This window comes from Streptomyces sp. 7R007 (assembly GCF_054850255.1).
In genome coordinates this window covers 20071-46773 of sequence record NZ_JBTWMV010000029.1, presented here as the reverse complement: position 1 = coordinate 46773, position 26703 = coordinate 20071, and the positions used below count along the sequence as shown (strand labels likewise).

The 26703-nt window shown below is 71.5% G+C and carries 17 protein-coding genes and 2 pseudogenes; 4 read left to right on the top strand and 15 right to left on the bottom strand.

All coding sequences use genetic code 11. The features are described from left to right. Positions 1-129 precede the first annotated feature (129 nt). The 4 genes and pseudogenes from ACYF6T_RS30610 to ACYF6T_RS30595 form a co-directional block, all read right to left on the bottom strand. Positions 130-1212 (bottom strand): annotated as a pseudogene (locus tag ACYF6T_RS30610) (beta propeller repeat protein); the annotation flags it as partial. Next, positions 1209-2162: a carbohydrate ABC transporter permease gene (locus ACYF6T_RS30605; RefSeq protein WP_461700497.1), complete on the bottom strand. Its 954-nt coding sequence runs from the start codon at positions 2160-2162 to the stop codon at positions 1209-1211. The pseudogene ACYF6T_RS30610 and the gene ACYF6T_RS30605, both read right to left, overlap by 4 nt. Continuing rightward, the gene (locus ACYF6T_RS30600; protein ID WP_461700496.1) at positions 2159-3193 is read right to left on the bottom strand and encodes an ABC transporter permease; all 1035 of its coding nucleotides are present in this window, start codon (positions 3191-3193) and stop codon (positions 2159-2161) included. The genes ACYF6T_RS30605 and ACYF6T_RS30600 overlap by 4 nt, the downstream gene beginning before the upstream one ends. 27 nt (positions 3194-3220) lie before the next feature. Then, positions 3221-4912, bottom strand: a complete 1692-nt coding sequence (locus ACYF6T_RS30595; RefSeq protein ID WP_461700495.1) for an extracellular solute-binding protein — start codon at positions 4910-4912, stop codon at positions 3221-3223. Positions 4913-5237: 325 nt separating this feature from the next. Between ACYF6T_RS30595 and ACYF6T_RS30590 the strand changes: the two genes are divergently transcribed. Then, positions 5238-8081 (top strand): glycoside hydrolase family 3 C-terminal domain-containing protein, encoded by a 2844-nt coding sequence (locus tag ACYF6T_RS30590; protein WP_461700494.1) that lies wholly within the window; start codon positions 5238-5240, stop codon positions 8079-8081. A gap of 78 nt (positions 8082-8159) precedes the next feature. On the opposite strand, the gene ACYF6T_RS30585 is transcribed toward ACYF6T_RS30590, so the two are convergent. The 3 genes from ACYF6T_RS30585 to ACYF6T_RS30575 all read right to left on the bottom strand — a co-directional run bounded on the left by ACYF6T_RS30585 (position 8160) and on the right by ACYF6T_RS30575 (position 13593). Beyond that, positions 8160-9605, bottom strand: coding sequence for an aldehyde dehydrogenase family protein (locus tag ACYF6T_RS30585; protein WP_461700493.1), 1446 nt, complete (start codon positions 9603-9605; stop codon positions 8160-8162). 123 nt (positions 9606-9728) lie between these two features. Next, positions 9729-11390 (bottom strand): PucR family transcriptional regulator, encoded by a 1662-nt coding sequence (locus tag ACYF6T_RS30580; protein WP_461700492.1) that lies wholly within the window; start codon positions 11388-11390, stop codon positions 9729-9731. Positions 11391-11484: 94 nt separating this feature from the next. Continuing rightward, entirely contained in the window at positions 11485-13593 is a 2109-nt protein-coding gene (locus tag ACYF6T_RS30575) for an ATP-binding protein (protein ID WP_461700491.1), read from the bottom strand. 226 nt (positions 13594-13819) lie between these two features. On the opposite strand from ACYF6T_RS30575, the gene gabT reads away from it, so the two are divergent. Both gabT and ACYF6T_RS30565 read left to right on the top strand, forming a co-directional pair. Continuing rightward, entirely contained in the window at positions 13820-15154 is a 1335-nt protein-coding gene (gene gabT / locus ACYF6T_RS30570; RefSeq protein WP_461700490.1) for a 4-aminobutyrate--2-oxoglutarate transaminase, read from the top strand. 411 nt (positions 15155-15565) lie between these two features. Continuing rightward, positions 15566-16135: pseudogene (locus ACYF6T_RS30565) on the top strand (phosphatase PAP2 family protein); the annotation flags it as partial. A gap of 49 nt (positions 16136-16184) precedes the next feature. Here the strand turns inward: ACYF6T_RS30565 and ACYF6T_RS30560 are convergent. The 8 genes from ACYF6T_RS30560 to ACYF6T_RS30525 form a co-directional block, all read right to left on the bottom strand. Continuing rightward, a complete protein-coding gene (locus ACYF6T_RS30560) occupies positions 16185-17990 on the bottom strand; it encodes a chitinase (protein WP_461700489.1) in 1806 nt (601 codons plus the stop codon). Positions 17991-18074: 84 nt separating this feature from the next. Next, positions 18075-18557, bottom strand: a complete 483-nt coding sequence (locus tag ACYF6T_RS30555) for a bifunctional DNA primase/polymerase (protein ID WP_461700488.1) — start codon at positions 18555-18557, stop codon at positions 18075-18077. 128 nt (positions 18558-18685) lie between these two features. Further along, a complete protein-coding gene (locus tag ACYF6T_RS30550) occupies positions 18686-20104 on the bottom strand; it encodes an NAD(P)/FAD-dependent oxidoreductase (protein ID WP_461700487.1) in 1419 nt (472 codons plus the stop codon). Positions 20105-20141: 37 nt separating this feature from the next. After that, positions 20142-20942, bottom strand: coding sequence for an ABC transporter permease (locus ACYF6T_RS30545; protein WP_461700486.1), 801 nt, complete (start codon positions 20940-20942; stop codon positions 20142-20144). Further along, on the bottom strand, positions 20943-21872 hold the full coding sequence (locus ACYF6T_RS30540) for an ABC transporter permease (RefSeq protein WP_461700485.1): 930 nt from the start codon (positions 21870-21872) through the stop codon (positions 20943-20945). Then, the gene (locus ACYF6T_RS30535) at positions 21872-23041 is read right to left on the bottom strand and encodes an ABC transporter ATP-binding protein (protein ID WP_461700484.1); all 1170 of its coding nucleotides are present in this window, start codon (positions 23039-23041) and stop codon (positions 21872-21874) included. Before ACYF6T_RS30535 ends, ACYF6T_RS30540 begins: the two co-directional genes overlap by 1 nt. Before the next feature lie 5 nt (positions 23042-23046). Next, positions 23047-24294, bottom strand: a complete 1248-nt coding sequence (locus tag ACYF6T_RS30530) for a polyamine ABC transporter substrate-binding protein (RefSeq protein WP_461700483.1) — start codon at positions 24292-24294, stop codon at positions 23047-23049. Between the two features lie 55 nt (positions 24295-24349). Further along, positions 24350-25885, bottom strand: coding sequence for a gamma-aminobutyraldehyde dehydrogenase (locus tag ACYF6T_RS30525; protein WP_461700482.1), 1536 nt, complete (start codon positions 25883-25885; stop codon positions 24350-24352). Positions 25886-26094: 209 nt separating this feature from the next. Between ACYF6T_RS30525 and ACYF6T_RS30520 the strand changes: the two genes are divergently transcribed. Beyond that, positions 26095-26655, top strand: a complete 561-nt coding sequence (locus ACYF6T_RS30520; protein ID WP_461700481.1) for an NADAR family protein — start codon at positions 26095-26097, stop codon at positions 26653-26655. The last annotated feature ends 48 nt before the right edge of the window (positions 26656-26703 follow it).

Genomic DNA, 26703 nt, shown 5'->3' with positions numbered 1-26703 from the left:
CAGCAGCTCCCGGCACGTGCGGGGGACTCCGACGGTGACGGGTGCGGCCTGCTCGGGCAGCCCGTCGAGCACGGGGCGGACACCGGCGCCGGCCGCGATGCCCGCGAGGAGCCGGCGCAGGGCGTCGGGACGGATCCGCGGCGCCCAGTGGACGAGGTCGCGGGTGCCGCAGAGCGCGGCGCCGGTGCCGGTGCCGTAGACGACGTGATGGGCGTCGTACGGGTCGACGGCGACGGCCTGGATCCACCAGCCGAGCTTCGGCCGGGCGTCACCCCACGTGAGGAAAGGAGTCTCGGAGACGTCGAGGACGGCGGAGTCCTTCAGGGACGTCCAGGTGCGACCGCCGTCGGTGCTGCGGAACAGGGTGTCGACCGCCGCCCACCGGTCGTTGGTGGAGACGACGACGGTTCCGGGCCGGCCGGCGGCGACGGCGACCCCGCCGTAGCCGAAGGTGTCGCTGCCGCCGGGCGCGTCGGCGTACGTCACGTACAGCTCGCGGGCGTGGGCGTCGTGGGCGGCGCGGATCGGGGCCTTGGCGGTGGTGCCGGGGGGCTGCCCCGGAACGGCCTCCCAGGTGGTTCCGTCGGCGGTCCGGTAGGGGTCGTCGGAGTCGCCCCAGCCGGCGTAGACGGTCCGCCCGGCGGCGACGAGCAGGGTGACGCCCTGCCCGTTCGCACTCGGGCTGCCCGGGAAGGCGCCGACCGCCGGCCAAGTGGCGCCCCGGCCGTCCTCGTTCGCGCCGAGCCTGACGTCCACGTCGGGACGGCTGAAGGTGGCTCCCCGGTCCTCGGACCGCGGCACGGACCCGTCGCCGGCCCAGGACTGGGCGTAGGTGCCGAGGGCGAGGCAGAGCCGGTCGGGGTGGGCCGGGTCGACGGCCTTCGCCTCGACCCCGAGGAGGTTCCAGTCGTCCCAGCCGAGCTGGTCGAGAAGGGGCGTCCAGCGGGCGGCGCGGTCGTCCCAGCGGTAGGAGGTGGCCTTGTCGGCAGCCGGCGCACGCCCTTCGCGGGACGGCAGCCCGGAGAGGACGGGACGACGACTCAGGCCGGACGCGTACATGACATACACCTCGCAACGGGAAAGAGGGCGGGGGGAGTTACCTGGGGCGCGGTGTTGTGTCGGTGTGCGGCTCCGCCGCTTGGGCGCGACCGGCCACGTACGACCCGCAGCCGCCGTCAGACCACGCCCCCGGCCTGAGCGGGCGTCGGTCAGCCCTTCACCGCGCCGGTCAGCATGCCCTTCTTGAAGTGCTTCTGCACGAACGGCGACAGCACGGCCACCGGCAGCAGCGCCATCACCATGACGGCCATCTGCACCGCCAGCCCCGACAGCTGCCCCGTCTTGATCGCCTGTCCCAGCCCGACCGGCGCCTCCTGCTTCTGCACGAGCTGGATCATGACGTTCTGCAGCGGCATCATGTCCTGGTCGTTGAGGTACAGCGACGCGTTGAACCACGCGCTCCAGTACCCGACGGCGTAGAACAGGGTGATCACCGCGAGCACCGCCCGGGACAGCGGCATCACGATCTGCCACAGGATCCGGAAGTCGCCCGCCCCGTCGATCCGCGCGCTGTCGACGAGTTCCTGCGATATCCCCATGAAGAAGCCGCGCAGCACGAGGATGTTGAAGACGCTCACCGCGCTGGGCAGGATCAGCGCCAGATAGGTGTCGGTCAGGCCCAGCGACTGCACCAGCAGGTACGTCGGGATCAGCCCCGCGCTGAAGAACATCGTCGCCAGCAGCAGCATCAGGAACCAGCGGTGCCCGAGCGACCCGGTCCGCGACAGCCCGTACGCGCACAGCACGGACACGGTCATCGAGAACAGCGTGCCGACCACGGTGATGACGACGCTGATGATCGCCGCGCGGGTGACCTGGCCGCCGCTGAGGAGCTCCTTGTAGGCGACGAAGGTGACCCCCTTGGGCACCATCACCAGTCCCCCGGCCTCGTCGATCGTCCTGCGTGACGACAGGCTGGTGACGACGATGATCCACAGCGGGAAGAGGATGCCCAGGCAGGCGAGGGTGAGCACGAGGCCCTTGCCGGCCAGACCCACCTTGCCGGGTTCCTCCTCCCACACCGGCCGGGGCGGGGCGGCCCACCTGCCCGGCCTGCCGGCGCCCGGTGCGTCCACGACGGGCTTGTCCACGACGGCGGTCACTTCTTGTACACCCCCTGCTCGCCCATGAGATGGGCCACCTTGTTCGCGACGAGGACGAGACCGAGACTCACCACGCCCTTGATCAGCCCGGCGGCGGCCGCGTAGCCGAAGTCCTGGTTGCGGACGCCGTTCCACCAGACGAAGGTGTCCAGGACCTCCGCCGCCGACGGTCCGACGGCGTCCCGTTGCAGCAGGATCTGCTCGAAGCCGACGGTCAGCGCGTCACCGACCCTCAGCACCAGCAGCAGCGCGATCACCGGCCGCAGCGCCGGCAGGGTGACGTGCCACATCCGCCGCCAGCGCCCGGCGCCGTCCATCGCGGCGGCCTCGTACAGGTCGGGCGGGACCGAGGCGAGCGCGGCGAGGAAGACGATGACGCCCCAGCCGGCGTCCTTCCAGATGCTCTGCGCGGTGACCAGGAACTTGAAGGTGTCCGGGTCGGTCATCAGGTCGAAGCCGTCGTAGCCGTGCTGCCTGAGGAGTTGGGAGAGCAGGCCCGCGCCGCTGAAGAGCTGCTGGAAGACGGAGATGACCAGCACCCACGAGAAGAAGTGCGGCAGGTACAGGATCGCCTGCGAGATCGCCCGCACCCGGGGCCGGACCACGCTGTTGACGAGCAGTGCGAGGGCGATCGGGATCGGGAAGTAGAGCACGAGCTGGAGGAAGAACAGCACCAGCGTGTTGCGGACCGCGCCCCAGAACGCCGAGTCCTGGAAGATCGCCTGGAAGTTCTGCAGGCCCACCCAGGGGCTGTGCAGCATGGAGACGACGCCGTTGTCGCTGATGTAGGGGTCGTAGTCCTGGAAGGCGACGATGTTGCCGAGGATCGGCACGTAGTTGAAGAGCAGGACCAGCAGGATGGCCGGCAGCGTCATCAGGATCAGCACGCGGTCGCGTCTGAACCTGAGCCGCAGGCTCAGCCTGCCCTGACGTCCTCGCCGCCGGGGACCGGTGGCGCCGCCGGACGCCACCGGGGTCTTCGCCGGCTGTGTGGCCTCGGCCCTGCTCCGAGGCACCGTGCTGTGGGACACGGTCGTTCTCCTTGCCTCGGTGCCGGGTCAGCTCGCGGCCGAGCCGTTGTCGTCGAGAAGCTTCTGGTACCAGTCGCGCAGCTTGTCCCCGCCCTTCTTCTTCCAGTCGGAGACGGCCTGCTGCATGTCGCTGATCTTCTTGCGGCCGCGCGCGATGTCGTCCTCCAGCTGCTCGAAGTCGTTGGAGAGGTTGGTGTAGCGGCTGGGCTCGGTGATCTGCTGGCCCCAGAACGTCGACTTCCTGGTGAAGGCGCCCATCCGCTGCTGCCACTCGACCTGCCCCTTGGCGACCTCGGGGAAGTCGGGATGGGCGATGGTGGAGGCCGGGCTCGCGATCATCACGTAGGCGTTGACGACCTGGTTGTTGCCCGCGTCGGTCTTGGTGGGCACACCGTCCTTGACGGTGTAGTGGGTGCCCTCCACGCCGTAGTTGGTGAGCATGTACTCCTTGGTGCCGTACGGCGCGGCGGTGACGTTGGCGACGGCCAGCACGTCACGGATCACGGACTCGGAGGCCTTCTTGTTGACGAAGGCGAAGATGCCGGCCGGCTGCGCGGCCCACAGGGTCGGGTCGCCGCCGTCGTGGCCGAAGACGTCCATGCCCCAGATCTCGTAGTCCGGGTTCTGCGTGGCCTGTTCGGCGGTGCGGCTCCACCACTGCGAGATGTCCTGGTTGTAGATGAGGAACTCGCCGGCCGCGAACTTGGGCCCGGGGTCGGCCGAGTTGCTCTTGCCGAGCTTGGCGTCGGGGTGCACGACCCCGGCGGCGAACAGCTTGCGCGTCCACTCCAGCGCTTCGAGGTACTCCTCGGTCTCGATGCGGTACGTCAGCTTGCCGTCGATCACGTTCCAGCCGAGCGCCTTCTCGCTGCCCGACAGCACGCCGAAGCTGTTGAAGGCCGTCCACTTCATGTCCATGCAGGCCCAGCGCTTGGCCCTGGCGTTGGTGATCTCCTTGGCCAGGGCCAGGAACTCGTCCGCCGACCGGGGTGTCTCGTAGCCCTCCTTGTCGAAGACGTCCTTGCGGTAGAGGGGCACGATGTTGGTGACGTACGAGGCCGGCATCGGCAGGCCGCGCAGCCTGCCGCCGAAGATGCAGCGCTGCCATGCCTCGCTCGGGATCGCCGCGAGGTTGGGGTACTGCTTGACCTCGTCCCCGGACAGGTAGGGGCCGAGGTCGGCGAACTTGCCGATGATGGCGCTGGGGATCCTGCCGAGCATGTTCCAGCTGGGGACGACCACCACGTCCGGGATGTCGCTGGAGGCGAGGACCGCGCCGAGCTTCTGGTCGTAGGTGTTGCCGTCCTGGTTCTGCCAGACGACGTCGACGCCGATGAGGTCGTTCATCGCCCGGTAGTAGGGGTTGTCCTGCTTGGGCGGGGAGCCCCAGAACGGCGACATGACGGTGACCTTGCCGCCCTTGCCGAGCTTCTTCGGCACCGAGGTCTTCAGGTCGGACAGCACCAGCTTGCGGGTGAAGCCGACGGAGGAGCCGTTCTTGGCCGGGATGTCGGGGCTCACCACGTTGTGCGCCACGTAGGCGGGCAGCAGCTTCTTGGCGTTCTTGCCCGCGCTGGTGCCCCCGCCCGAGCCGCTGTCCGAGGCTCCGCAGGCGGCCAGCAACGGCATCCCGCCCGCCACCGCCGCGGTGGCGACCGCGGTCGAGGCGAGGAAGCTTCTCCGGCTCGGTCCGGAGGAGGAAGCGGCGTTCGGCGTCATTGCGTCAACCCTTCGTGGCGCACCGGGACACCCGGCGGTGGCCGTCGGCTGCGGTGTCTTCAGTGGAACTGGCTGAGCTGAAGCGGCCTTCCGACCCGTCTGGCTGCACCTGTAGTCGAAGCGCTTCGATGTTGCTGCGAGGTTAAGTGAACACCCGGGGGTGCACAAGGGTCGCTTCCAAGATTCCTCCGAGCTATGAGCGACGACCATTTCTTATGTGCCGCTTGAAGACATAGTGAGCGTCTCTTGACACCCGACCACTCGTCGAATGAGCATCGAAGCGCTTCGAAAGCGCTCCGCCGCTCCATCCCAAGGGGACCCCCACGTGACCGAACAGACGTCGCCCACGCCGCCGTTCCGCGATCCGCAGCTGCCGTTCGCGAAGCGCATCGACGACCTGCTGGAGCGGCTCACGCTCGACGAGAAGATCTCCTTCCTGCACCAGTACGCGCCCGCCGTGGAGCGGCTGGGCATCGGCGCCTGGCGCACCGGCCAGGAGGCCCTGCACGGCGTGGCCTGGATGGGCCCGGCGACGGTCTTCCCGCAGGCCGTAGGGCTCGGTGCCACCTGGAACACCGACCTGGTGCGCCGGATCGGCGAGGCGGTCTCCAAGGAGGCCCGCGCGATGCGCGTCCACGACGACCGCGTCGGCCTCAACGTCTGGTCCCCGACCGTCAACCTGCTGCGCCACCCCCTGTGGGGCCGCAACGAGGAGGGCTACGCGGAGGACCCGAGGCTCACCTCGGCCATCGCGACGGCGTACACGCACGGGCTGCGCGGCGACCATCCGGCGTACTGGCGCACGGCCCCCGTCCTCAAGCACTGGCTCGCCCACAACAACGAGACGGACCGGGCCACTTCGTCGTCCTCGGTCAGACCGCGCGTGCTGCACGAGTACGACCTGCGCGCCTTCCGCGAGACGGTCGAGGCGGGCGCGGTGGCCGGGGTGATGCCCGCCTACAACCTGGTCAACGGCCGCCCCAACCACGTCTCCCCGTACCTGCGCGAGCACCTGCGGACCTGGAGCGACGAGGAGCTGCTGGTCTGCTCGGACGCGGGCGCGCCCTCCAACCTGGTGGACTGCGAGCACTACTTCGCCACCCACGAGGAGGCGACGGCGGCCGCGTTGCAGGCGGGCGTCGACAGCTTCACCGACCACGGGACGGACGGCTCGCAGATCGTCGCACGGATCGAAGGCGCCTACGAGCGGGGCCTGTTGTCGGAGGCGGACATCGACGCGGCCGTGCGCCGCCAGCTCTCCGTCCGCTTCCGCCTCGGCGAGTTCGACCCGCGCCACGACCCGCACGCCGGCACCGGCGAGTTCGACACCCCGGCCCACCGCGCCCTCGCCCGGGAGGCCGCCGAGCAGGCGGTGGTGCTGCTGCAGAACGACGGTCTGCTGCCGCTCGCCCCCGACACCCGGATCGCGGTGGTCGGACTGCTGGCCGACGAGTGCAAACTCGACTGGTACAGCGGCACGTTGCTCCACCGCTCCACTCCGCTGGAGGGCCTGTACGAGCGGTTCGGCGCCGAGCGCGTGGAGTTCGCGGAGGGTGTGGACCGCATCCGCCTCAAGACCTCGTCCGGCGCCTTCCTCGAGGTCCCGGCGGCCGACGCCGACGACGAGGTGCGCGGCGCCGAGGGCGCGTTGGACCCGGCCCTGCTCACCGGCCGCACCGACCTGCCGCCGCTGACCACGGGCGCGGACGGCACCGAACTCGCCCTGGCCGACTGGGGTGAGGGCGTGCTGACCCTGCGCGCCCCCGACGGCCGCTATCTCTCGGTCGCCGAGGACGGTTACGTCCGCGCCTCCGCCGACCAGCCCGGCGGCTGGGTCGTCCAGGAGACGTTCCGCCTGGAACCGCACGAGAACGGACACCTCCTCAGGCACCTCGGCACGGGTCGCCACGTCTTCGTCGCCGCCGACGGCGTGAAGGTTGCCGCCGAGGGCCACACGGATGCGGAAGTCTTCGAGCTGATCGTCACCGAGCGGGGCGAGGAGGCGGTGCGCCGGGTCGCCGAGCAGGCCGACGTGGTCCTGGTCGTCGCGGGCAACGACCCGCACATCAACGGCCGTGAGACCGAGGACCGGACGACCCTGCGGCTCCCCGCCCACCAGGAGCGCCTGCTGAACGCCGCCCGCACCGCGAACCCGCGCACCGTCCTGGCGCTGGTCTCGGCGTACCCGTACGCGGTGCGCACCTCCGCCCTGCCGGCGGTGCTGTGGACGGCGCACGGCGGGCAGGCCGCGGGCACCGCGCTGGCCCGCGTCCTGGCCGGTGACGTCTCCCCCGCGGGCCGGCTGCCGCAGACCTGGTACGAGAGCGACGGCGACCTGCCCGACCTGCTCGACTACGACGTGATCGGCAGCCGCCAGACGTACCTGTACTTCGAGGGCACGCCGCTGTTCCCGTTCGGACACGGCCTGTCCTACGCCACGTTCGCCTACGCCGACCTGGGCGCCCGTGTCGAGGGCGCGGCCCTGCGCGTCTCCTTCTCGGTCACCAACACCGGTGACGTCACGGCCGACGAGGTCGCCCAGCTGTACACGCGGGCCGTGGAGCCGTCGGTGCCGCGCCCGCGCCGCGAGCTGCTCGCGCACCGCCGGTTCACCCTGGCGCCGGGCGAGCGGACCGAGCTGTCCTTCGAAGTCCCCCTGTCCGCCTTCGAGTTCTGGGACGTGGCCCGGGGCGGGTGGCGGCTGGAGCCGGGTCCGTACGACATCCTGGTCGGCGCGTCCAGCGAGGACGTCCGCCTGCGCACGACCGTCCACCTGGACGGCGAGCCCGGCGCCCCGCGCCCGGTCCGCGCACAGGGCCTGGAGGCGGCCGACTTCGACGAGCAGAGCGGTACGGCGATCGTCGACCGGACGAAGGCGGCAGGCGACGCGGTGACGCCGGAGCGGGGGCGTGACGGTGAACTGGTCTACCGGGCCTGCGACTTCGGGGACGGTGTGACGGAGGTGACGGCGGCGGTCGCCGGGGAGGGCGTGGTGGAGCTCTTTCTCGACGGGGGTCCCGCCGTCGCCGTACTGGCCCTGGAGACGCCCACGGCGTCGCCGTACGACTACACGTCCCTGAGCGCCGGACTCGTCGCCGAGGGGGTGCACGACGTCCGTCTCAGACTGCGCGGCCCGCTGCGGCTCGCGCGCGTCGGCTTCTCCGGTTGAGGGTCCGGAGAAGGCCGAGGGAAGAAGGGGCCTGGCGGCGGAGTACTCCGCTGCCAGGCCCCTTCGGGAGACGCTCGCTCAGAGCGCGAGTCCGGTGAGCACCAGCACCCGCTCGTAGGTGTAGTCGTCCATCGCGAACTTCACGCCCTCGCGGCCCACACCCGACTGCTTGGCGCCGCCGTACGGCATCTGGTCGGCGCGGTAGGAGGGGACGTCGCCGATGACGACACCGCCGACCTCCAGGGCGCGGTGGGCGCGGAAGGCGGCCTGCAGGTCGTGGGTGAACACGCCCGCCTGGAGGCCGTACTTGGAGTCGTTGACGGCGGCGAACGCCTCCGCCTCGCCGTTCACCTTCTGCACCGTGAGGACGGGTCCGAAGACCTCCTCGCAGGAGATCGTGGTGCCGGCCGGCACGTCGGTGAGGACGGTCGGCGCGTAGGAGGCGCCGTCCCGCTTGCCGCCGGTGAGGAGCTGGGCGCCCGCGGAGACGGCCTCGTCCACCCACGCCTCGACGCGCCGGGCGGCGTCCTCGCTGACCAGCGGGCCGACGTCGGTCTCGTCGTCGCTCGGGTCGCCGGTGACCTGGGCCTCGACGGCGGCGACGATGCGCGGCAGCAGGCGGTCGTACACCGACGCGTCGGCGATGACCCGCTGCACGGAGATGCAGGACTGGCCGCCCTGGTAGTTGGAGAAGGTGGCGATGCGGGTGGCCGCCCAGTCGAGGTCGGCGTCGGAGGCGTAGTCGCCGAGGACGACGGCCGCGCCGTTGCCGCCGAGCTCCAGGGTGCAGTGCTTGCGCGGCACCGAGTCCATGATCGCGTAGCCGACCTTCTCGGAACCGGTGAAGGAGATGACCGGCAGCCGCTCGTCCTGGACCAGGGCGGGCATGCGGTCGTTGGCGACCGGGAGGATGCTCCAGGAGCCGGCCGGCAGCTCGGTCTCGGCGAGCAGGTCGCCGATGACCAGGCCGGAGAGCGGGGTCGCGGGCGCCGGCTTGAGGATGATCGGCGCGCCAGCCGCGATCGCCGGGGCGACCTTGTGGGCGCACAGGTTGAGCGGGAAGTTGAAGGGCGCGATGCCGAGGACGACACCCTTGGGGAACCGGCGGGTGAGCGCGAGGCGCCCCTGGCCGCCGAGGTCGGTGTCGAGGCGCTGGGCCTCGCCGCTGTTGAACCGGCGGGCCTCCTCCGCGGCGAACCGGAACACGGAGACGGCGCGGCCGACCTCGCCGCGCGCCCACTTGATCGGCTTGCCGTTCTCGGCGGAGATCAGCCGGGCGATCTCCTCGGTGCGCTCCACGAGACGCCGGCTGACGTGGTCGAGGGCGGCGGCGCGGACGTGGGCGGGGGTGGCGGCGAACTCCTCGCGGACGGCGTGGGCGGCGGCGATCGCCTCCTCCACCTGGGCGTCGGTGGGCACGCTGACCTTGCCGACGAGCCGGCCGTCCCACGGGGAGGTGACGTCGAAGGTGTCCTCGCCGGTGACCTGGCGGCCGGCGAGCCAGAAGGCGGTGGTGGAAGTCATGTGCTGGTTCCGGCCCTTCCGCATAGGGGTGAACAGGGGTTTCGGGTCCACCGTAGGGGGGCGGCGGCGCCCGCGCGTTTGTCCTGGGCGGAGTGGTGGGCGCTGGGCGTGCTCCGCTTTGTCCTACGACGCCGCCGGTTGCGTCGACGTCGCCTTCAGCGCCAGCCACAGCTCCATCCGGACGTCCGGGTCGTCCAGGGAGCGGCCGAGGATCTCCTCCACGCGCCGCATCCGGTAGCGCAGGGTGTGCCGGTGCACGCCCAGGTCGGCGGCGGCCGCGTCCCACTGCCCGTGCCGCGACAGCCAGGCCCGCAGCGACGCCACCAGGTCGCCGCGGCCGGTCGCGTCGTGCTCGTACAGCGGCCGCAGCAGCCCGTCCGCGAACGCCTTGACCGCGTCGTCGGCCAGCAGGGGCAGCACGGACCCGGACACCAGCTGCTCGTGCTCGACGAACACCCGCCCGCGCCGCCGGGCCACCGACACCGCCTGCTCGGCCTGCTTGTACGCCGCCGCGGCCGCGATCGGCCCGGACGGCGCCGAGACGCCGACGACGAGTTCGTCCTCCTCGCCGCCCGCCTGCTCCCGTGCCGTCCCCGCGCGCGCCGCCTCCAGGGCCGCCGCGTGATCCGCGCAGGCGGCGACCGCGGCGCCCTCGTCCGCCGCCAGCACCACCAGCCGCTCCCGCTCCGGCACCACCAGCACGGCCTCCCCGGCGCGCGCGGCGGCCGACTCCACGGACTCGGCGAGGGCCGCGAGCGGATCGCCCCGGCCGGCGTCGGCGGCGGGCGCGGCGGACGTGCCGCGGGCGGCCGGGGCGCCCACCAGGCTCGCCGCCGGCGCCGGGGCCGACTCGGCGACGATCACCCGGAACGGCGCGTCCAGCAGGCTGCCGTACAGGTCGCCGGCGACGGCACGCGCGTGGTCCGGCTCCCCGGCGAGCAGCATCCGCAGCACCGCCGCGCCGAGGCGCTGCTCGGCGGCGTGCAGCGACCGGGACCGCTCCGTGGTGAGCGTCAGCAGCGCGATCGCCGAGTGGACCGCGTACCGCTCCGCCGTGCCGAGGGCGGCCGCCGTGCCCACCGCCAGGGCGGCCCGCGGGCGCCGGCCGGTGCCCAGGGAGTGCAGCTCGACGCGGTCCTCGTGGTCCGGGCCGCCCACCACGGAGGACGCGGGCGCCGGGCGCTCGCGCAGCCGCTCCACGTCCGCCGTGAGCCGCGCGGCCCTGCGGCCCGCCCACTCCGGTGCCGCGGCGACGACGGTGCCCGAGGCGTCGTACAGCGCCGCCCACCCGTCCACCTGGGCGGCGAGCGCGGCCAGCAGCCCCTCCGGGCCGTCGGTCAGCGCGTGCCGGGTCAGTTCGCGCTGGGCGGCGAAGCCCGCCGTCACCGCCCGGTACTGGTCGGCCGCGATCGCCGCGGAGACGGCCTTGCTGATGGCGAGGAAGGGGGTGCGGCGCGGCACCTCCAGCAGCGGCAGGCCCTCCTCCTCGGCCGCGTCGACCAGGGCCTTCGGGATCTCCTCGTAGTTGACGCCGACGGCGAAGCCGAGCCCCACCACGCCCGCGCCGACCAGCCGCTTCACATACCGGCGCATCGTCTGCGGATCCTCCGCGTCCAGTTTCAGCGCGGTGATCAGCAGGAGTTCGCCGCCCTCCATGTAGGGGACGGGGTCGGCGAGCTCGCTGACGTGGGCCCAGCGGACGGGGACGTCCAGGCGGTCCTCGCCCGCGCGCACGGTCAGCTTCAGCGCCGAGTGGTGGACGAGCGAGGCGAGGGTGGGGGGCATGAGGCCTTCTGTGTGGGCTGTGTGATCGGCGTGATCATTTGGCCGCCGCGTATGAACGGCCTGTGCCGATTCTGCCTCACCGTACGGTCGTGGCTCAGCCCCTCAGGTCGACCAGCAGGGGCGGCGCGTGCTCGCCGCGCACGGTGGTCAGGGACAGCACCGCGTGCCCCGGCGGGACGCCGTGCGCCAGCTCGGAGGCGGACCAGCGTTCCCGCTCGACCTGCCGGACGGTCACCGCCCGTGCGGTGGGCGCCTTGCCGGTGATCACCCGGCGCAGCATGTGCACCGCCTTCCCGGCCGGGGTCTCGGCGATGATCTGCCGGTCGGTGACGTCCCGGGTCTCGGTCCACTCCTTGCCCCACACCTCGGCGAAGTCCTGCCCGTCCCAGGGGGTGAGCCCGGACAGGGCCATACGGCAGCCGACGGCGCCCAGCAGCGGGCCGCGCAGGGGCCTGGCCACGTCGTCCAGGGTGCGCAGGGTCAGCACGACGCCGGCGTTCGCCGACCGCAGCCGCTGGATGCCGCGCACCGCCTCCGGGGTGACGACGCCGGTCGCGTCGTCCAGCACCAGGCAGGCGAACAGCGACCGGTCCTCCCGTACCGCCACGCTCGCCGTGAACTGTGCGAGGACCAGCCGGGCCAGCATGCGGGAGGCGTCGGCGTGGCCGCGTTCGGGCAGGTCGACACGGACCCGGACGGGGTGGTCCAGGGCCTTGAGCGAGAAGGGCGTGGACTGTCCCGAGGTGTCGAAGAACCCGGCGAAGGCGGGCCGGTCGAGCAGGGCGACGCGGTCGGCGAGCACGGCCGCGACGTCGCCCGGGTGGCCCGACTGCCGTTCCCGCGCGTCCAGCTCCCTGATCAGCGACTCCTGCCCGGAGCCCTGCAGCGCCGCGCGCAGCTCGCGCAGCGGTTCGGGCGCGCCGTCGAGCAGGTGCCGCAGCTCCGGTACGGAGGGGAAGCGGCCGTGGACCGCGCGGAACGGTCCGAGCAGCTGGGCGAGCACGGTCGTCGAGCGGCGGCCGTCGCTGCCGGGGTGCGGGTCGGCGAGGTCTCCGACCAGGGCTTCGGCGAGGACGGCGGCGGCCTCGTCGGGGTCGTCGGTGCCGCCGTACAGGTCCAGGTCGTAGACGGAGTCCGGATGTCCGATGCGTACGACGACGTCGTAGGCGTCGGCCGGTCCGAGCCCCGCGCCCGCCGCGCCGACCACGACGACCGCGGCCCGTCCGGCGAGGGCGTGCAGGCACAGCGACTCGGCGAGCGGGCGCACCACGGTGCCGGTCTTGCCGGAACCGGCCGGGCCGACGGCGAGCAGGGAGGTGCCGAGCAGGTCGGGGCCGAGGCCGAGGCCGGCGCCGCGGTAGGCGTAGGGGTTGCGGGGGTCGTCGGCGGTGGTGCCGAGCCGTACCTGGCCGGTGAGCAGGTCGTGGCGGGCGATACGGGCGGGCAGGTCGCGGGCGCCGGAGGGGTGCAGGCAGGCGGCGGCGCCGTCCTTGAGCACGGCGCCGGTGAACGCGGCGAGAGCGTGCCGGCCGCTGCGGACGCCCTGCCAGGCCCGGGTGATCCGCGCGTGATCGACGTCCCGCATCACCCCGGCCCGGGCCTCGGCAGCCAGCCGCTCAGCAGCGTCAACGGCTCCGGCGGCCCGGAGGTGGGGCCATTCGGCGGGGTCCTGGTCGGGGGCCGGGGGGCGTTCGGCGCGGGGGGTGGCCGGGCGCCAGGCGGGGGGACCGTAGCGGCGCCAGATCTCGCCCCAGCGGCCCAGGCGACCGACGCCGATCATGATGACGAGGGCGATCAGCACGTAGTAGGCGTAGACCACCACGACGGCCCCGAAGCTGTGGGGCTCGGCCCAGGAGTCGGGGATCATCGCGTACAGCGGCAGCAGCCACCAGCCGCCGAGGTAGCCGTTCCACAGCAGGGACCAGATCAGCCAGCCCACGAGGAACGCGATCAGCGCGCCGCTGATCAGCTGGCGGGCGGGGACGAGTTCGGGCTCCTCGTCCGCCCGGGGCCGGTGCCCGAACCGCCACACTCCGGGCAGCGCCTCCGGGCGCGGTGCCCGGAGCCAGGCCAGGAACGCCGAGCCGTCCGGGCGGGGCGGTACCGAGGGGGCTTCCGTGGGCCTGGGGGGAACAGCGGAGCGTGCCCGCGGCACAGGGTTCGCATGCGTACCCCGCGCGTCCTGCGTCCCGTCGCCGTCCATCACCCTCGCTCCCTGACCTGCCGTTCCCTGCACCTTCAGCGGTCAATCTAACGCCCTCTCACGGGGAGTTCACCGCTGCATGGCCGGGGCTCGCGGAGGGCGCCATGTCCACCACGGACAACCCGCCCCAGCGAAAACGCCCACATGGAGCATGCCCAGCCCCCTCCGCCCGTCCTAGCCTGCGGGAAAAGAACGTAAGAAACCGCAATTCCCCCAGGAGCCCCCCATGAGCGCACTTCCGCAGGAGCGTCGGATCGTCACCGCCATTCCCGGGCCGAAGTCGCAGGAGCTGCAGGCCCGCCGTACCGCCGCGGTCGCGCAGGGCGTGGGCTCCGTGCTGCCCGTGTTCACCGCGCGCGCGGGCGGCGGCATCATCGAGGACGTCGACGGCAACCGGCTGATCGACTTCGGCTCCGGCATCGCCGTGACGTCCGTCGGCGCGTCCGCCGAGGCCGTCGTCCGCCGCGCGTCCGCTCAGCTCGCCGACTTCACCCACACGTGTTTCATGGTCACCCCGTACGAGGGCTACGTGGCGGTCGCCGAGGCGCTGGCCGAGCTGACCCCCGGTGACCACGCCAAGAAGAGCGCCCTGTTCAACTCCGGCGCCGAGGCCGTCGAGAACGCCGTCAAGATCGCCCGGGCGTACACCAAGCGGCAGGCCGTCGTCGTGTTCGACCACGGCTACCACGGGCGCACCAACCTCACCATGGCGCTCACCGCCAAGAACATGCCCTACAAGCACGGCTTCGGCCCCTTCGCCCCCGAGGTGTACCGGGTGCCCGTGGCCTACGGCTACCGCTGGCCGACCGGCCCGGAGAACGCCGGCCCCGAGGCCGCCGCCCAGGCCGTCGACCAGATCACCAAGCAGGTCGGCCCGGACAACGTCGCCGCGATCATCATCGAGCCGGTGCTCGGCGAGGGCGGCTTCATCGAGCCCGCCAAGGGCTTCCTGCCGGCCATCCGGAAGTTCGCCGCCGACAACGGCATCGTCTTCGTCGCCGACGAGATCCAGAGCGGCTTCTGCCGTACCGGGCAGTGGTTCGCGTGTGAGGACGAGGGGATCGTCCCGGACCTGATCACGACGGCGAAGGGCATCGCGGGCGGTCTGCCGCTCGCCGCGGTCACCGGGCGCGCCGAGATCATGGACGCCGCCCACGCCGGCGGCCTGGGCGGCACCTACGGCGGCAACCCCGTCGCCTGCGCCGGTGCCCTCGGCGCCATCGAGACCATGAAGGAGCTCGACCTCAACGGCAGGGCCCGGCGCATCGAGGAGGTCATGAAGGGCCGCCTGACCGCCATGGCCGAGAAGTTCGACGTCATCGGCGACGTGCGGGGACGCGGCGCGATGATCGCCATCGAGCTGGTGAAGGACCGCACCACCAAGGAGCCGAACCCGGAGGCGACCGCCGCGCTGGCCAAGGCCTGCCACCAGGAGGGCCTGCTGGTCCTGACCTGCGGCACCTACGGCAACGTCCTGCGCTTCCTGCCCCCGCTCGTCATCGGCGAGGACCTCCTCAACGAGGGCCTCGACATCATCGAGCAGGCCTTCACCCGGATCTGAACCGACGGCCGCGCCGCCCGGATTTCCGCGGCTGGGGCGGTCGTTGTCAGGCCGTGTGAAGAACGTGTGCGAGGTGGATGGCGGGAGGGGAATCCGGCTGTCGCCGGTCCCCCGGCTGCCGTAGGTTCTACCCAGATGAGAGATACACCCGCCCACAGGGGACTGTGGGCGGCAACAGGCCGGGGCCTCCCCAGCTTCGACCTGGTCGTGCCCTCGCGCACACAACCGGGGCCCTAGGCTCCGGATCTCCTCACCGATCGGACAGTCGCCCGCCCCAAACCCCCCGGGGTGGGCGTCGATCCGATCCGATCGGCCGCCTCGGAACCACCCCCCCTGTTCCGGGGCGGCCGGCCTCCTTCTCCTCCTCGTTCTCGCGCCCGGCCTGCGACCGGACATGACAGGCTGTCCCTCATGTCCGTTTCTCCGGCCCGGGATCTCCAGCGAACGCTCCCCGTCCTCCTCCTCGGGCTTCCGGCCCTCCTCTTCGCGCTGATCACCTGGCAGGTCGTCGCCGAAGGCCCGCTGCTGCGCGCGGACGAGCGGCTGAGCCGCGCGCTCGTCCACCCGGACCGCTTCTCCGCGCTCCTGTCCGACCTGGGCAACGTCACCGTCGCGGTGCCCGTGCTCGCACTCGTCCTGGGATACGTCGCCTGGCGGGGCCGCACGGCCGGACTGGACCGCTGGTGGCTGCCGCCCCTCGCGGCGGCCGTGCTGATGGCGCTGGTCCCGGCCCTGGTCGTCCCCCTGAAGGAGCTGACCGACCGCCCGGGCACCCCCGTCGTGGGCCCCGGCACCGGCTACTACCCCTCCGGCCACACGGCCACCGCCTCGATCGCCTACGGCTCCTCGACGATGCTCCTCCTCCCCTGGCTGCGCTCCGCGTACGCCCGCCGCGAGCTGCTGATCGCCTGTGCCGTGGTCAACCTGGGCGTCGGCTTCGGCCTGGTGCGCCGCGGCTGGCACTGGCCGCTGGACGTGGCGGCGAGCTGGTGTCTGTGCACGGTGCTGCTCACCGGACTGTTCCTGGTGCTCAGCCGAAGTACGCGTCGAAGTTCTTCTGGAACTCCCAGTTCGCGTAGCGGTCCCAGTTCACCGACCACGTCATCAGACCCCGCAGCGCGGGCCAGGTCCCGTGGGTGGCGTACGACCCGCAGTTCGTCCGCTTCGTCAGACAGTCCAGGGCCTTGGTGACCTCGGCCGGGGCCACGTAGCCGTTGCCCGCGTTGACCGACGCCGGCATGCCGATCGCGACCTGGTCGGGGCGCAGCGCCGGGAAGACCCTGCTGGTGTCGCCGGCCACCGGGAAGCCGGTCAGGAGCATGTCGGTCATGGCGATGTGGAAGTCGGCGCCGCCCATGGAGTGGTACTGGTTGTCCAGGCCCATGATCGGGCCCGAGTTGTAGTCCTGGACGTGCAGCAGGGTCAGGTCGTCGCGCAGGGCGTGGATGACGGGGAGGTAGGCCCCGCAGCGCGGATCCTGGCCGCCCCACTTGCCGGTGCCGTAGTACTGGTAGCCCATCTGCACGAAGAAGGTCTCCGGTGCCATGGTCAGCACGAACTTCGGACCGTACTTCGCCTTCAGGGTCTTCAGCGCCGAGATGAGGTTGACGATCACCGGTGTCGTCGGGTTCCTGAAGTCCGTGTCGTCGGCGTTCAGGGACAGGGAGTGGCCTTCGAAGTCGATGTCCAGGCCGTCGAGGCCGTAGGTGTCGATGATGTTCGAGACGGAGGAGACGAAGGCGTCGCGGGCCGCGGTGGTGGTGAGCTGGACCTGACCGTTCTGGCCGCCGATCGAGATGAGCACCTTCTTGCCGGCCGCCTGCTTGGCCTTGATCGCCGCCTTGAAGTCGGCGTCGGACTCGGCGTTCGGGCATTCGGTGACGGGACACCGGGTGAAGCGGATGTCGCCGGAGGTGGCGGAGGTCGGCTCGCCGAAGGCCAGGTCGATGACGTCCCAGCTGTCGGGGACGTCGGCCAGGCGGGTGTAGCCGGAGCCGTTGGCGAAGCTCGCGTGGAGGTAGCCGACCAGGGCGTGGGCGGGCAGGTCCGAGGTGCCGCCGGAGGAGCCGGCCGTGGTGGTGGCGGTGACGGCGGCCGACTTCGCGGACTCGCCGGCGGTGTTCACGGCGGTGACCTGGAAGCCGTACGCGGTGGACGCGGCCAGGCCGGTCACGGTGGCCGACGTGCCGGTCACCGTCTGCACCTTGGCGCCGTCGCGGTAGACGGCGTAGCTCGTGGCGCCGGTGACCGCGGACCAGGACAGGGCGACGGAGGAGGAGGTGACGGTGCCCGCCGTGAGGCCGGTGGGGGCGGCCGGGGGCTGTGCGGTGCTTCCGGCCGGGCCGACGAGGGAGACGTCGTCGGCGTAGTAGGCGCCGGTGCCGTACCAGCCGTGGGTGTAGAGCGTGACGCTGGTGGTGGCGGGGCCGGTGCGGAAGCTCGTCGTCAACCGCTGCCAGTCGGGGGCGGACTGGGTCCAGGTGGAGACGTCGGTGGTGCCGGTGCCGCTCGCGCCGAGGTAGACGTAGGAGCCGCGGACGTAACCGGACAGGGTGTAGGCGGAGTCCGGCTGCACGGTCACCGTCTGCGCGCACTGCGCGTTGTCGCTGCCGGCCGGGGTCGCCTGAAGGGCCGACGCACCGCTGTGCACGGGCGAGTTCACCGTCGTGCCGGCCGTGCAGGACCAGCCGTCGAGGCCCGACTCGAAGCCGCCGTTGACCGCGAGGTCCGCGTCGGCCGCACGGGCGGCCGACGAGAGCGCGGTGATGCCGGGTACGGCCAGCAGGACGGCCGTGAGCGCGGCGAGGACGGGTCTGGTGTGTCTGCGGCGATCCACAAGAGCCTCCGGGCTGGGGGAAGGGGAGGGTGGAGCCCGCTCAACTTGGTCCAGACCAATCCGGTTGTCAAGACCTGCCGCGTCTCACCGGTCGCCTTCCTCCCGTTCCTCCCTCTCCTCCCGCTCCTCGCGCGCCAGTTGGGCCGCCGCCTCGTGCATCGCCAGTTCCAGCAGTGCCGGGTCGGTCAGCGTGCCCGACCCGTCCGGCGGGACCAGCCAGCGCACGCCGCCGGTCGAGCGGCCGGGGTAGGGCACCACGATCCAGGTGCCGGCCCCGGCCGTGCGGATCCCCGTGCCGATCCAGCGGGCGGCGGTGCCCGGCGGCACCAGGAACCCCATGCGCGCGTCCCCGAAGTCGACCAGGACCGGCCCCGGCCGGTCCAGGATGCGGAACAGCACGTCGAGGGTCCGGTAGCCGAGCTCGCCCGGCAGGATGAGCACGTCCCAGGCCTTGCCGGCGGGCAGCAGCGCGATCCCCAGCGGGTTGCGCTCCCACTCCCGGCGGCAGGCCTCGGGATCCGGAGCAACGGATGCCAGCCACTCGACCGCCGTCTTCGCCCCAGTCATGAGAAGACCTCCCTTTCTCTCGTCGACGCGGTCGCGTCACAGGGGAGAGGGAGGTCTTCCGGGTCCATTACGCGGGTTGGGACCGCTCGTTGGAGTGAACCGGATCACACCTCGGACCGGATCACGCGTCAGCTGTCGAAGCCGAGGCCCAGCCGGTCCATCGTGCGCAGCCACAGGTTGCGGCGGCCGCCGTGGGCGTCGGCGCGGGCCAGCGACCACTTGGTGAGGGCGATGCCGGTCCAGGCGAACGGCTCGGGCGGGAACGGCAGCGGCTTCGTGCGGACCATCTCCAGGGACGTGCGCTCGGTCGTCTCGCCCGCCAGCAGGTCCAGCATCACCTCCGCGCCGAAGCGCGTGGCGCCGACGCCGAGGCCGGTGTAGCCCGCCGCGTAGGCGACGTTGCCGTGGTGGGCGGTGCCGAAGAAGGCCGAGAAGCGGGAGCAGGTGTCGATGGCGCCGCCCCACGCGTGCGTGAAGCGGACGCCCTCCAGCTGCGGGAAGCAGGTGAAGAAGTGCGCGGCGAGCTTGGCGTACGTCTCCGGCCGGTCGTCGTACTCCGCCCGCACCCGGCCGCCGTAGTGGTGGACCGCGTCGTAACCGCCCCACAGGACGCGGTTGTCGGCGGAGAGGCGGAAGTAGTGGAACTGGTTCGCCGAGTCCCCGAGGCCCTGCCGGTTCTTCCAGCCGACCGACGCCAGCTGGTCGGCGGTCAGCGGCTCGGTCATCAGCGCGTAGTCGTAGACCGGGACGGTGTACGCCCGTACGCGCCGGATGAGGTTCGGGAAGACGTTCGTGCCGAGCGCGACCTTGCGGGCGCGGACGGAGCCGTACGGCGTGCGTACGGCCATCCCGGCGCCGTACGGCTTCAGGGTGAGGGCGGGCGTGTGCTCGTAGAGGCGGACACCGAGCCGCAGGCACGCCCGCTTCAGGCCCCACGCCAGCTTGGCCGGGTGCAGCATGGCCACGCCCCGCCGGTCCCACAGGCCCGCCTCGAAGGTCGGCGAGGCGACCTGTTCCCGTACCGCGTCGGCGTCCAGGAACTCCACGCCCTCGGCGAGGCCCTCGCGCTCCATCCGCTCGTACCACTCGCGCAGCTCCCGGGACTGGTACGTCTCGGTGGCCACGTCGATCTCGCCGGTGCGCTCGAAGTCGCAGTCGATGCCGTGCCGGGCGACCGCCTTCTCGATCTCGTCGAGGTTGCGGGCGCCCAGCTCCTGAAGCCGGTGGATCTCGTCCGGCCAGCGGGTGAGGCCGTTGGGCAGGCCGTGGGTGAGGGAGGCGGCGCAGAAGCCGCCGTTGCGGCCGGAGGCGGCCCAGCCCACCTCGCGGCCTTCCAGCAGGACGACATCCCGCCGCGGGTCGCGCTCCTTGGCGATCAGCGCGGTCCACAGTCCGCTGTACCCGCCGCCGACGACCAGCAGGTCGCAGGTCTCGGCGGCGGTGAGCGCGGGCTCGGGGTGGGGCTTGCCGGGGTCTTCCAGCCAGTACGGGACCGGCTGTGCGTCGGAAAGAGACTTCGTCCAGCGGTTCATGGCGCCTGGGGCCATGATGTCAACTCCCTACCGAGGGTTTCTCCGAAAAGGCCTATGCCTTCTGCCTGTTGCGGCGGTTGCCGATGACCATGGAGGACAGCACCAGCAGTACGGCGACCAGGAACATGGCCGTACCGATGACGTTGATCTGCACGGGCGTGCCGCGCTGCGCCGAACCCCAGACGAACATGGGGAAGGTGACGGTCGAGCCGGCGTTGAAGTTGGTGATGATGAAGTCGTCGAAGGAGAGCGCGAAGGCGAGCAGCGCGCCCGCCGCGATGCCGGGGGCGGCGATGGGCAGGGTGACCCGCAGGAAGGTCTGCGCCGGGCCGGCGTAGAGGTCCTGCGCGGCCTGCTCCAGGCGCGGGTCCATCGACATCACCCGGGCCTTGACCGCGGTGACGACGAAGCTCAGGCAGAACATGATGTGGGCGATGAGGATCGTCCAGAAGCCCAGCTGCGCGCCCATGTTGAGGAACAGGGTGAGCAGCGAGGCGGCCATGACGACCTCGGGCATCGCCATCGGCAGGAAGATCAGCGAGTTGACGGCGCCGCGGGCGCGGAAGCGGTAGCGGACCAGTGCGAAGGCGATCATCGTGCCGAGGACGGTGGCGCCGATCGTCGCCCAGACGGCGATCTGCAGGCTGATGGAGAGCGAGCCGCACATGTCGGCGACCCCGCACGGCTGTTTCCAGGCGTCCAGCGAGAACTGCTGCCACTCGTAGTTGAAGCGGCCCTTCGGCTTGTTGAAGGAGAACACCGTGACGACGACGTTCGGGAGCAGGAGGTATCCGAGCGTCAGCAGTCCCGCGATGACGACGAGATGGCGCTTGAGCCAGTTGACGAAGGCCATTTAAACCAGATCCTCCGTCCCGGACCTGCGGATGTAGAGGGTGACCATGAGGAGGATCGCGGCCATGAGGATGAACGACAGGGCCGCGGCCGTCGGGTAGTCGAGGATTCTCAGGAACTGTGTCTGGATGACGTTTCCGACCATCCGCGTGTCCGTGGAGCCGAGCAGGTCGGCGTTGACGTAGTCGCCGGCCGCCGGGATGAAGGTCAGCAGCGTGCCGGAGACCACGCCCGGCATCGACAGCGGGAAGGTGACCTTGCGGAAGGTGGTGAAGGGCTTGGCGTACAGGTCGCCCGCCGCCTCGTGCAGCCGCCTGTCGATGCGCTCCAGCGAGGTGTACAGCGGCAGGATCATGAACGGCAGGAAGTTGTACGTCAGACCGCAGACGACGGCGAGCGGGGTGGCCAGCACGCGGTCGCCGGCCGTCCAGCCGAGCCAGTCGGTCAGGGCCAGGACGTGCAGCCTGTCGAGGGTGTGCACGACGAAGCCGTTGTCCGCGAGGATCGTCTTCCAGGCCAGGGTGCGGATCAGGAAGCTGGTGAAGAAGGGCGCGATCACCAGGATCATGATCAGGTTGCGCCAGCGTCCCGCCCGGAACGCGATGAGGTAGGCCAGCGGGTAGCCGAGCAGCAGGCACAGCACGGTCGCGGCGGCGGCGTAGAGCACCGAGCGCACGAACTGCGGCCAGTACTCGGACAGCGCGTCCCAGTAGGTGGCGAAGTGCCAGGTGACCTTGTAGCCCTCCTCCAGGGAGCCCGTCTGCACGGACGTGGAGGCCTGGTAGATCATCGGCAGCGCGAAGAAGACCAGCAGCCAGAGGATGCCGGGCAGCAGCAGCCAGTACGGCGTGAGGCGGCCCCTCTTGCGCGGGGGCTTCTGCTCGGGTGTGGCGGGCGCCAGGGGCGGGGGCGCCTCGGTGAGGGTCGCCATCAGACCGCCTCCTCCTCGGCGACACCGGCGGAGCCCACTGTCCCAGCAAGCAGGGACTGCGCCGCGTCCAGGCCGAAGGTGTGCGCCGGGTTCCAGTGCAGGACCACCTCGGCGCCGGGCACCAGGCGGGCGTCGCGGTCGATGTTCTGGGCGTAGACCTCGAACTCGGGACAGACGGGGCTGTCGATGACGTACTGCGTGGAGACGCCGATGAAGGAGGAGTCGGCGATCGTGCCGGTGATGCGGTTGCGGCCCTCGGGGATCTCGCCGGCGTCGTCGGCGTGGGTGAGGGAGATCTTCTCCGGGCGCACCCCGACCAGCACCTTGCCGCCGGTCGTCGTGGGCGCGGAACACCGGGCCACGGGCAGGACGAGCTTGCCGCCGCCGGCCTTCAGCACGATGTCGTCACCGCTCTTGGTGTCGACCTCGGCCTCGATCAGGTTCGAGGTGCCGAGGAAGTTGGCGACGAAGGTGGTGTCGGGGTTCTCGTACAGGTCGCTGGGCGAGCCGAGCTGCTCGACGCGGCCCGCGTTCATCACGGCGACCGTGTCGGCCATGGTCATGGCCTCCTCCTGGTCGTGCGTGACGTGGATGAAGGTGATGCCGACCTCGGTCTGGATGCGCTTGAGCTCCAGCTGCATCTGGCGGCGCAGCTTCAGGTCGAGGGCGCCGAGCGGTTCGTCCAGCAGGAGCACCTTGGGGTGGTTGATGAGCGCGCGGGCGACGGCGACGCGCTGCTGCTGGCCGCCGGAGAGCTGGTGCGGCTTCTTGCGCGCCTGCTCGCCGAGCTGGACGAGGTCGAGCATCTCCTCGACCTGCTTCTTCACGCTCTTGATGCCGCGCCGGCGCAGGCCGAAGGCGACGTTCTCGAAGATGTCGAGGTGCGGGAAGAGGGCGTAGGACTGGAAGACGGTGTTCACCGGGCGCTTGTACGGCGGCAGGTGGGTGACCTCCTGGTCGCCGAGGTGGACGGCGCCCGTGGTGGGCTCCTCCAGGCCGGCGATCATGCGCAGGGTGGTGGTCTTGCCGCAGCCGGAGGCGCCGAGCAGGGCGAAGAAGGAGCCCTGGGGCACGGTCAGGTCGAGCGGCTGGACGGCGGTGAAGCCGTTGTCGTACGTCTTGCTGATACCGGAGAGGCGGACGTCGCCGCTGGTGTCTGTCGTCGTCATCTTCGTCACGCCCCTGTGAGCTTCGCGAACTTCTGCTGGTAGGCCGTCTCTTCCTTCGAGCTCAGCGAGCGGAAGGCGTGCGACTTGGCGGCCGTGGCCTTGTCGGGGATGATCAGCGGGTTGTCCGCCGCGTCCTTGTCGATCTTCGCGAGGTAGGGCTTCACTCCCTCGACCGGGCTCACGTAGTTGATGTAGGCGGCGAGTTCGGCGGCCGGTTCGAGCTCGTAGTAGTAGTCGATGAGCTTCTCGGCGTTCGCCTTGTGGCGCGCCTTGTTGGGGATCAGCATGTTGTCGGTCGACGTCATGTAGCCGCTGTCCGGCATGACGTAGCCGACCTCGGGGTTGTCCGCCTGGAGCTGCACGATGTCGCCGGCCCACGCGATGCAGGCGGCGAAGTCGCCCTTGGTGAGGTCGGACGTGTAGTCGTTGCCGGTGAACCGGCGGATCTGGCCCTTGTCGACCGCCTTCTGCAGGCGGGCGATCACCGCGTCGAAGTCGTCGTCGGTGAACTTCGCCGGGTCCTTGCCCATGTCCAGCATGGTCATGCCGATGCTGTCGCGCATCTCGGTGAGGAAGCCGACGCGGCCCTTGAGCCTGGGGTTGTCGAGGAGGTCGGAGACCGACTTCACCTCGATGCCGTCCAGGGCCTTCTTGTTGTACGCGATGACCGTGGAGATGCCCTGCCAGGGGTACGAGTAGGCGCGGCCCGGGTCCCAGTCGGGGGCGCGGAACTGGTCGGCGAGGTTGGCGAAGGCGTGCGGCAGGTTGGACGCGTCCAGTTTCTGGACCCACCCGAGGCGGATCATGCGGGCGGCCAGCCAGTCGGTGAGGACGATGAGGTCGCGGCCGGTGTCCTGGCCGGCGGCGAGCTGCGGCTTGATCTTGCCGAAGAACTCGTCGTTGTCGTTGATGTCCTCGGTGTACTTGACCGTGATGCCGGTCCGTTTGCGGAACGCGTCCAGCGTCGGGTGGTGCTTCTCGCTGTCGTCCACGTCGATGTACTCGGGCCAGTTGGAGAAGTTCACCACCTTCTCCTTGGCCGAGTGGTCGTCGGCCGCCTCGCCGCCCTGTGTCTTGCCGGCCGCGGGGATGCCGCAGGCGCTCAGCGTCGCGAGGCCGCCGAGCGCGAGCGCGCCGCCCGCGGAGGCGCGCAGCAGGGACCTGCGGGCGAGAGAGGCCCTGCCGTTGCGGAGGCTGCGCCGCATGGCGGCCACCTCGGCCGGGGACAGGCGGTCGGGCTCGTACTGCTCCATGCGCGTGGTGCCCTTTCGGAGGTCGGGCGGCCGCGGGTCAGGCGGCCTGGTTTCGCTAGCGGTCCCCGAAGATCGTGCGGTGCCAGTCCTTCTCGGCCACCGCCGTGTTGTCGAACATGACGTGCTTGACCTGCGTGTACTCCTCGAAGGAGTACGCCGACATGTCCTTGCCGAAGCCGGACGCCTTGTAGCCGCCGTGCGGCATCTCGCTGATGATCGGAATGTGGTCGTTCACCCACACACAGCCCGCCTTGATCTCGCGGGTGGCGCGGTTCGCCCGGTAGACGTCGCGGCTCCAGGCGGAGGCGGCGAGGCCGTACGGGGTGTCGTTGGCGAGGCGGATGCCCTCGTCGTCGCCGTCGAAGGGCAGCACGACCAGGACCGGGCCGAAGATCTCGGACTGCACGATCTCGCTGTCCTGCGGCGCGTCGGCGACGAGGGTGGGCCGGTAGTACGCGCCCTTGTCCAGGTCGCCCCCGGGTGCCTCGCCGCCGGTCACCACGCGCGCGTAGGCGCGCGCCCGGTCGACGAAACCGGCGACCCGGTCGCGCTGGACGTGCGAGATGAGCGGGCCGAGGTCGGTGCCGGGGGCGAAGGGATCGCCGAGCCGGACCGTCTCCATCAGGGCGGCCGTCCGCTCGACGAACGCCTCGTACAGCGGCCGCTGCACGTACGCGCGCGTGGCGGCCGTGCAGTCCTGGCCGGTGTTGATGAGCGCGCCCGCGACCGCGCCGTGGACGGCGGCCTCCAGGTCGGCGTCGTCGAAGACCAGGAAGGGCGCCTTGCCGCCGAGCTCCAGGTGGAGGCGCTTGACGGTGGCGGTGGCGACCTCGGCGACCCGCTTGCCGACGGCGGTGGAGCCGGTGAAGGAGGTCATGGCGACGTCGGGGTGCCCGACGAGGTGCTCGCCGGCCTCCCTGCCCGTCCCGGTGACGATGTTGACGACGCCGTCCGGGATCCCGGCGTCGGTGACGGCCTGGGCGAACAGCAGCGAGGTCAGCGGGGTGAGCTCGGCGGGCTTGAGCACGATGGTGTTGCCGGCCGCGATCGCCGGGAGGATCTTCCAGGCGGCCATCTGGAGGGGGTAGTTCCAGGGCGCGATGGAGCCGACGACGCCGATGGGTTCGCGGCGGACGTACGAGGTGTGGTCGCCGGAGTACTCGCCGGCCGACTGCCCCTGGAGGTGCCGGGCGGCGCCCGCGAAGAACGCGGTGTTGTCGATGGTCCCCGGCACGTCGAACTCGCGGGTCAGCTTCAGCGGCTTGCCGCACTGGAGGGACTCCGCCCGGGCGAAGTCCTCGGCGCGGTCGGCGAGCACGGCGGCCAGGCGGTGCAGGGCGTCGGAGCGCTCGCCCGGGGTCGCGCCCGCCCAGCCGGGGAACGCCTCGCGCGCGGCGGCCACGGCCGCGTCGACGTCGTCGGGGCCGGCCAGTTCGTACGTGTACACGTCCGTGCCGGTCGCGGGGTCGACGACCGCGTGCGTACGGCCCGAGGTCCCCTTCGTGAGGCGGCCCGCGATGTACTGCGCGCCGTCCGCGAGGCGGTCCTGGGCCGGGAATCGTTCCGGGGTGGCGGTGCCCGGGTTGTGCATGTCGCTCTCCTCCGCCGGGGCCCCGGTGCGTGGGGGCGGGTGGCGTAGCTCCAGCTCGATTTGAGTGCCGATCCTGACAGAGGGAAAGGCGGCCGACAAGTGATTCCGTTGTTGCCTTTCGGTTACGCGACGGAATCTGTCGACCAGGTGTCGAGTGGGCATGGAAAAGGGGGGACGGAGTGTCAGTGGTGGCTGCCAGACTCGCGTGCATGGAGGAGGTCACGGGGAGGATCGGCTCGCGGGAAGCCCTGGTCAGGGAGGTCCGCGCGGGGTCGAGAGTGAAGTACCTGCACTTCTGGGGGCACCGCCCGCTGCCGGACGGGCGCATCGGGGCGAGCTGCCTGAGTCAGTGGTGGCCGTCGCCGTTCACCGTGGAGGGGGTGACGTACGGGACAGCGGAGCACTGGATGATGGCGGGCAAGGCCCGGCTGTTCGGGGACGCGGAGGCCGAGCGGCTGGTGCTCTCCGCAGAGCATCCGGCGCAGGCCAAGAAGGCGGGGCGGCTGGTGCGGGGCTTCGACGAGGCCATATGGGAACGCGAGCGGTTCGGGATCGTCGTCGAGGGCAGCGTCCACAAGTTCGCCGCCCACCCGGAGCTGCGGGAGTTCCTGCTCCACACCGGGAACCGGGTGCTGGTGGAGGCGAGCCCCGTGGACCGGGTGTGGGGCATCGGCCTGGCGGCCGGCGACGAGGCCGCGGCGGACCCCGAGCGGTGGAGGGGGCTGAACCTCCTCGGGTTCGCGCTGATGGAGGCCCGGGCGCGGCTGTAGCCGGCATGTGGGGTGAGGTACCGGCGTCTTGGTGGGGGCTGCCGGCGG

What these genes read in the sequence shown, in the direction of transcription:
- ACYF6T_RS30530 (WP_461700483.1), bottom strand. Translation starts at nt 24,294, where the DNA reads ATGGAGCAGTACGAGCCCGACCGCCTGTCCCCGGCCGAGGTGGCCGCC.
- ACYF6T_RS30525 (WP_461700482.1), bottom strand. Translation starts at nt 25,885, where the DNA reads ATGCACAACCCGGGCACCGCCACCCCGGAACGATTCCCGGCCCAGGAC.
- ACYF6T_RS30535 (WP_461700484.1), bottom strand. Translation starts at nt 23,041, where the DNA reads ATGACGACGACAGACACCAGCGGCGACGTCCGCCTCTCCGGTATCAGC.
- ACYF6T_RS30580 (WP_461700492.1), bottom strand. Translation starts at nt 11,390, where the DNA reads ATGCCCCCCACCCTCGCCTCGCTCGTCCACCACTCGGCGCTGAAGCTG.
- ACYF6T_RS30595 (WP_461700495.1), bottom strand. Translation starts at nt 4,912, where the DNA reads ATGACGCCGAACGCCGCTTCCTCCTCCGGACCGAGCCGGAGAAGCTTC.
- ACYF6T_RS30520 (WP_461700481.1), top strand. Translation starts at nt 26,095, where the DNA reads ATGGAGGAGGTCACGGGGAGGATCGGCTCGCGGGAAGCCCTGGTCAGG.
- ACYF6T_RS30540 (WP_461700485.1), bottom strand. Translation starts at nt 21,872, where the DNA reads ATGGCGACCCTCACCGAGGCGCCCCCGCCCCTGGCGCCCGCCACACCC.
- ACYF6T_RS30545 (WP_461700486.1), bottom strand. Translation starts at nt 20,942, where the DNA reads ATGGCCTTCGTCAACTGGCTCAAGCGCCATCTCGTCGTCATCGCGGGA.
- ACYF6T_RS30575 (WP_461700491.1), bottom strand. Translation starts at nt 13,593, where the DNA reads ATGGACGGCGACGGGACGCAGGACGCGCGGGGTACGCATGCGAACCCT.
- ACYF6T_RS30550 (WP_461700487.1), bottom strand. Translation starts at nt 20,104, where the DNA reads ATGGCCCCAGGCGCCATGAACCGCTGGACGAAGTCTCTTTCCGACGCA.
- ACYF6T_RS30585 (WP_461700493.1), bottom strand. Translation starts at nt 9,605, where the DNA reads ATGACTTCCACCACCGCCTTCTGGCTCGCCGGCCGCCAGGTCACCGGC.
- ACYF6T_RS30555 (WP_461700488.1), bottom strand. Translation starts at nt 18,557, where the DNA reads ATGACTGGGGCGAAGACGGCGGTCGAGTGGCTGGCATCCGTTGCTCCG.
- gabT (WP_461700490.1), top strand. Translation starts at nt 13,820, where the DNA reads ATGAGCGCACTTCCGCAGGAGCGTCGGATCGTCACCGCCATTCCCGGG.